Source organism: Cellulomonas hominis (assembly GCF_005239125.1).
GTDB classification, from domain to species: domain Bacteria; phylum Actinomycetota; class Actinomycetes; order Actinomycetales; family Cellulomonadaceae; genus Cellulomonas; species Cellulomonas hominis_A.
The window spans coordinates 1-4,591 of the sequence record NZ_SZYE01000242.1; the positions used below are offsets into that span (position 1 = coordinate 1).

Genomic DNA, 4,591 nt, shown 5'->3' on the forward strand with positions numbered 1-4,591 from the left:
CGGTCGACCGCGTCCGGCCGTCCCCGCGGCCGCTGCACCCGCGCGGCGTCGTCCGGCGCGGCACCCTGCTCGTGGACGACGCCGGGGCGCCGGGCGCGCGCGAGCTCGGCGCGCCGCTCGTCGTCCCGGCGGTCGCCCGGGTGTCCCGGGCCGCCGGGCTGCCCGCCCCGCTGCCCGACGTGTTCGGGGTGGCGGTCCGGTGGCAGCTCGGCGGGCAGACCCACGACCTCCTGCTGTCCGGCACCGGCCTCGGCCGGCTCTCCCGGTTCGTCCTGGTGCCGCGGACCCGGCCGCTCGCCGGGCCGCACGGGACGCTGATGCCGTTCCTGGACGCGGACGGGCGCCCGCTGCTCGTCGCGGCGGTGCCGTCGCCCGGCGCCCCGCGGGACGGCGGCGTGGACCTGGTGCTGCTCTCGGCGCGCCCCGGCGGCCGCTGGTACCGCCTCGGCCGGCTGGTGTGCCCGGCGCGGCCGGGCGACCGGGACGACCCGGGGCTGCGGTTCGACCCGGTGCTGCACGTCCCGGGCGACCTCCGGGTTCCGGGGTGGGCCGCCCGGCTCCGCCTGCCGTCGTACCGGCGCGCCCGCGCCTGACCCCGGAGGCGCGGGCGCACCGATGCCGCGAGCGCGCCATTGTGCACCGATCGGTTCAGCGTTACTGTGAACCACATGGTTCAGCAACAGCGCCTGGACGAGGTGTTCGCCGCCCTGTCCGACGCGACCCGGCGCGACGTCCTCGTGCGCCTCGGCGACGGCCCCGCCACCATCGGGCAGCTCGCCGAGCCGTACGGCATCACCCTCACCGGCATGACGAAGCACGTGCGGGTGCTCGAGGACGCGGGCCTGGTCGTCACCGAGAAGGTCGGGCGCGCCCGGCAGTGCCGCCTCGGGGCGGAGCGGCTGGACGACGCGATGTCCTGGATCGGGTTCTACCAGCGGCTGTGGGAGCGCCGGCTGGACGGGCTCGAGGCCTTCTTCACCCTGCAGCGCGGCCGGGAGGACGGCGGCGCCCACCCCACGGAAGGACCTGTCACATGACCACCGAGACCGACGCCACCGACCTCGAGCTGCGGGCCCAGCGCGTCCTGCCCGCCACGCCGGACGAGGTCTTCGACGCGTACACCGACGCCGAGAAGCAGCGGGTCTGGTTCGCGATCCTGGACACCGAGCCGGGGATCGTCGAGATCGAGGTCGACCTGCGGGTCGGCGGGCAGCAGACCGCGGTCTGGGGCCCGAGCCGCGACGAGCTGTTCCGCGAGACGCAGACGTTCCTGGAGATCGACCGCCCGCACCGGCTGGTGACGGAGTCGGTCGGCAGCAGCCCGGACGGGGCGACGATGACCACGCGCGTGGTGGTCACGTTCGAGGCCGTCGACGGTGGCACGCTGATGAGCGTGGTGCAGAGCGGCTTCCCGACCCCGGAGATCCGGGACTTCTTCGCCGAGCACGCCTGGCAGGGCGCGTTCGACCGGATCGGCGCGTACCTGGCGCGCGCCTGAGGCCGGGCGCGGCGCCCGCCCCGGCCGACGTCAGGGGCGGGCGTCGCCCGCGCCGTACCGCAGGCCGTCGACCACCAGGTCGAGCAGCCCGCGCACGCGCTCGGCCCACCGGTCCGAGTCGGGCACGTTCCACACGCCGCCCATCGCCAGCATCACCTGCTCGCCGTCGACGTCGGGGCGCACCGAGCCGTCCGCGCGCCCGGCGGCCAGCAGCTCGTCGATCGCGGCGACGATCCGCGCCTTCGTGTCGGCGAACAGCGACGAGTCCGAGCCGACGGCCGTGCGCAGCGCCGCGCCCATCCCCCGCTTCGTCGCGGCGTACCGGACGAACCGGCCCATCCACTCGCGCAGCGCCTCGACCGCCGGGCGGTCGTCGTCGAGCAGCGCCGGCGCGGCGTCGCACAGCGCGCTGACCTCCTGGCGGTAGGCCGCCTCGACCAGGGCGCTGCGCTCGGGGAAGTGCCGGTACAGCGTGCCGATGCCCACCCCGGCCTGCTGGGCGATCGACTCCAGCGGGGCGTCGCCGTCCTCGGCCAGCGCGGTGGCGGCGCACTCGAGCAGCCGGGCGCGGTTGCGGGCGGCGTCGGCGCGCAGCGGCCGCGCCGCGGTGCCGCCGGGTCGCTCGGCGCGGGCGGACGGGGTGGTCACGGGACTTCTCCTCGGGCTAGGTCTTGCGATGCGGAGGGCCCTCCGGTTAGAGTCGAACACGAAACGGAGGCTCCTCCGTTCCAGGGTACGCCGCCACCGACGCCCGGTCACCTCCCGCAGGAGGGACGGGCACCGTCGACGCCGGCCCGCGAACCCCGCACCACGACGACCCACCTCAGGAGGCCCCCATGGCCAGCACCTTCCACGGCGTGACCTTCGACGCCTACGACGCCCAGGCCGTCGCCCGGTTCTGGGGCGCCGCACTGGGCCGGGACGTCGCCCCCGGCGCCAGCACCGAGCACGCCGAGCTGCTCGACCACACCGGCGCGCCGCGACTCGTCTTCGACCGCGTGCCCACCGGCGGCACCGTCCGCAACGCCCTGCACCTCGACCTGGTCACCACCGACCTCGAGGGCGAGTCCGAGCGCCTGGTCCGCCTCGGCGCCCGCCGGCTCGGCGCGGTCGGCGGCGCCGCCCGCTGGGTCAACCTCACCGACCCCGAGGGCAACGCCTTCGCCCTGCTCCCCGCGGCCTGAGCCGGACGACCGCACCACCACCCGTCCGGGTGATGGTGCGGCCTCGGCGGGCGGAGATGTCCTGTTCGCCCTAGTTTTCGGCGTGCCGCCCCGATGGCGGCCCGACATGCGCACGATGCCGAGAACCAGACAGGGGACACGTCATGACCCAGCCGTACGGGCAGGACCCGCACCGCACCACCGCCTCGACCCCGCCGGCCGCACCGCCCGCCGGACCCGCCGGCTACGGCGCGCCCGCGCCGGCCGGCACCGGCACCCCGGTGCTGTCGATCATCACGTTCGTGCTGTCGGCGATCGCCATCCTGTTCCTGCCGATCGTGTTCGGCCTCGCCGGCATCGTCACCGGCATCGTGGCGGTCGTCCGCAAGGAGCGCCTCGGCAAGATCGCGCTCATCGTGGCCGTCGTCGCGACGGTCATCGGCTTCGCCCTCGGCGCGCTCGTCATGAGCCAGATGTCCTGAGGACCGGTCCCGGGGACGCCCGCGCACCGCTCACCAGCGGGCCCGCCGAGCGTTCCGGATGCGGAGCGCGGCCACCCGTGCCACCGTTCTCTCCGTCCGAACAAGACGTTGGAGGTGCCAGATGGGATTCTTCGCTTTCCTGCTGCTGGGTCTGATCGCGGGGGCTATCGCGAAGGCGATCCTGCCGGGGCGTCAGGCCGGTGGCTGGTTCGTGACGCTGCTGCTGGGCGTCGTGGGTGCGCTGCTGGGTGGCTGGCTGGGCAGCGTGCTGTTCGACCGCCCGCTCGAGGACTTCTTCTCGATCCAGACGTGGCTGCTCGCCATCGCCGGCTCGATCGTCGTGCTGCTGATCTACGGCGCGCTCACCGGCCGCAAGGGCGCTCGCGCCTGACGCACGGCCGGCCGTGACCCGGCCCGGCGACGGTGGGAGACCGTCGCCGGGCCGTGCCGGGCACCGGCCCCGGACGGTGGGACACCGTCCCGGGCGCCCGGCACGACGAGGGCCCGCACATCCGCACCAGCGGCTGCGCGGGCCCTCGTCGTCTGTCTGAGCGGGCCTGGCCCTCAGCCCTGCGGGGCCAGGGTGAAGCCCGGGGCGCCGGTCGCCGACGGGTCGGCGTCCAGCGTGAGGTCGGCCAGCGCCGGCGACGTCTCCGGAGCGACGAACACGGTCGCGCCGTCCGAGTCGATGACGTCGTCCCCCGGCACGGCCTCCGGGACGAGCGCCAGCTCGAACGAGCCGAGCTGCTGCTGGGACTCCGCGATGCGCAGGCCGCCCGAGTCGGGGAGACCCGCGCGGGTGGTGAGGTCGCGGACGGCGGTGCTGGCGTTCTCGGTCAGGGTGAGCACGGGTGCTCCTCTCGTGGCCGGTGGCGGTCGCGGCACCGGGGCGCCGCGACCATCGGACCCTTCCACCGTCGGCGCGCCCGCGGCAGGACGCAACCGCGGGTCCGCTGGGCAAGACCGGCGGTGTCCGCTGCGCGGAGTCCGCTGGACACGCGCGCGCGGATCCCCCACCCTGCTCCCCCTGCGCCGGGCCGCCGTCCGGCCGCGCTCCGCCGAACGTGCAGCAGGTGCGGGGTTCGCGGGTCGCGAACCCCGCACCTGCTGCGGTCTCGGCGGGGGTGGCTGGGGGGTGAAGCGAGGCGGGGGTCCGGTCAGCGCGGGGGGTCGAGGGGGGTGCTGCGGACGGAGCGGCGGGTGGGGGGCTTCGCGGCGGCGTCCGGGCCGTCGGCGGGGACCGCCGGCTGGACCTGGGTCTCGCCGGTCTCGCCCTGGTGCGCTGCCGGGTCCGGGGTCGCGCCGTAGGCCGGCAGGATCATCGTCCCGGACTCCTCGCCCGAGCCGGACGTCGCCTCGCGCGCCCCCCGGCGGTCCTCCGCGGCCGCCGCACCGGTCGCGGCCGTGGTCGCCGCGGCGGCGGGCGCACCGGTCGCCGCGGTGCCGGT

9 protein-coding genes are annotated in these 4,591 nt (G+C 76.3%); 6 read left to right on the forward strand and 3 right to left on the reverse strand.

The annotated features are described in order from the left end of the window. The 3 genes from FA014_RS20270 to FA014_RS17960 all read left to right on the forward strand — a co-directional run. The coding region (locus tag FA014_RS20270; protein ID WP_195969362.1) for a hypothetical protein at positions 1-593 on the forward strand (593 nt) is incomplete at its 5' end. Positions 594-668: 75 nt separating this feature from the next. Then, complete coding sequence (locus FA014_RS17955; RefSeq protein WP_154730991.1) at positions 669-1,037, forward strand: ArsR/SmtB family transcription factor; 369 nt, start codon at positions 669-671, stop codon at positions 1,035-1,037. Further along, on the forward strand, positions 1,034-1,498 hold the full coding sequence (locus FA014_RS17960) for an SRPBCC family protein (RefSeq protein ID WP_154730992.1): 465 nt from the start codon (positions 1,034-1,036) through the stop codon (positions 1,496-1,498). Before FA014_RS17955 ends, FA014_RS17960 begins: the two co-directional genes overlap by 4 nt. Before the next feature lie 30 nt (positions 1,499-1,528). On the opposite strand, the gene FA014_RS17965 is transcribed toward FA014_RS17960, so the two are convergent. After that, positions 1,529-2,146 (reverse strand): TetR/AcrR family transcriptional regulator, encoded by a 618-nt coding sequence (locus tag FA014_RS17965; RefSeq protein ID WP_154730993.1) that lies wholly within the window; start codon positions 2,144-2,146, stop codon positions 1,529-1,531. Between the two features lie 188 nt (positions 2,147-2,334). Here FA014_RS17965 and FA014_RS17970 point away from each other — a divergent pair, with 188 nt between their 5' ends. The 3 genes from FA014_RS17970 to FA014_RS17980 all read left to right on the forward strand — a co-directional run bounded on the left by FA014_RS17970 (position 2,335) and on the right by FA014_RS17980 (position 3,534). After that, entirely contained in the window at positions 2,335-2,682 is a 348-nt protein-coding gene (locus FA014_RS17970) for a VOC family protein (RefSeq protein ID WP_154730994.1), read from the forward strand. A 143-nt stretch (positions 2,683-2,825) separates the two neighbouring features. Beyond that, positions 2,826-3,143 (forward strand): hypothetical protein, encoded by a 318-nt coding sequence (locus FA014_RS17975; protein WP_195969363.1) that lies wholly within the window; start codon positions 2,826-2,828, stop codon positions 3,141-3,143. Between the two features lie 121 nt (positions 3,144-3,264). Beyond that, positions 3,265-3,534, forward strand: a complete 270-nt coding sequence (locus tag FA014_RS17980; RefSeq protein ID WP_154730995.1) for a GlsB/YeaQ/YmgE family stress response membrane protein — start codon at positions 3,265-3,267, stop codon at positions 3,532-3,534. Between the two features lie 173 nt (positions 3,535-3,707). On the opposite strand, the gene FA014_RS17985 is transcribed toward FA014_RS17980, so the two are convergent. Then, positions 3,708-3,992 (reverse strand): hypothetical protein, encoded by a 285-nt coding sequence (locus FA014_RS17985; RefSeq protein WP_154730996.1) that lies wholly within the window; start codon positions 3,990-3,992, stop codon positions 3,708-3,710. Between the two features lie 308 nt (positions 3,993-4,300). After that, positions 4,301-4,591, reverse strand: a 291-nt coding sequence (locus tag FA014_RS20275) for a hypothetical protein (RefSeq protein WP_230323373.1), incomplete at its 5' end; no start/stop codon positions are given.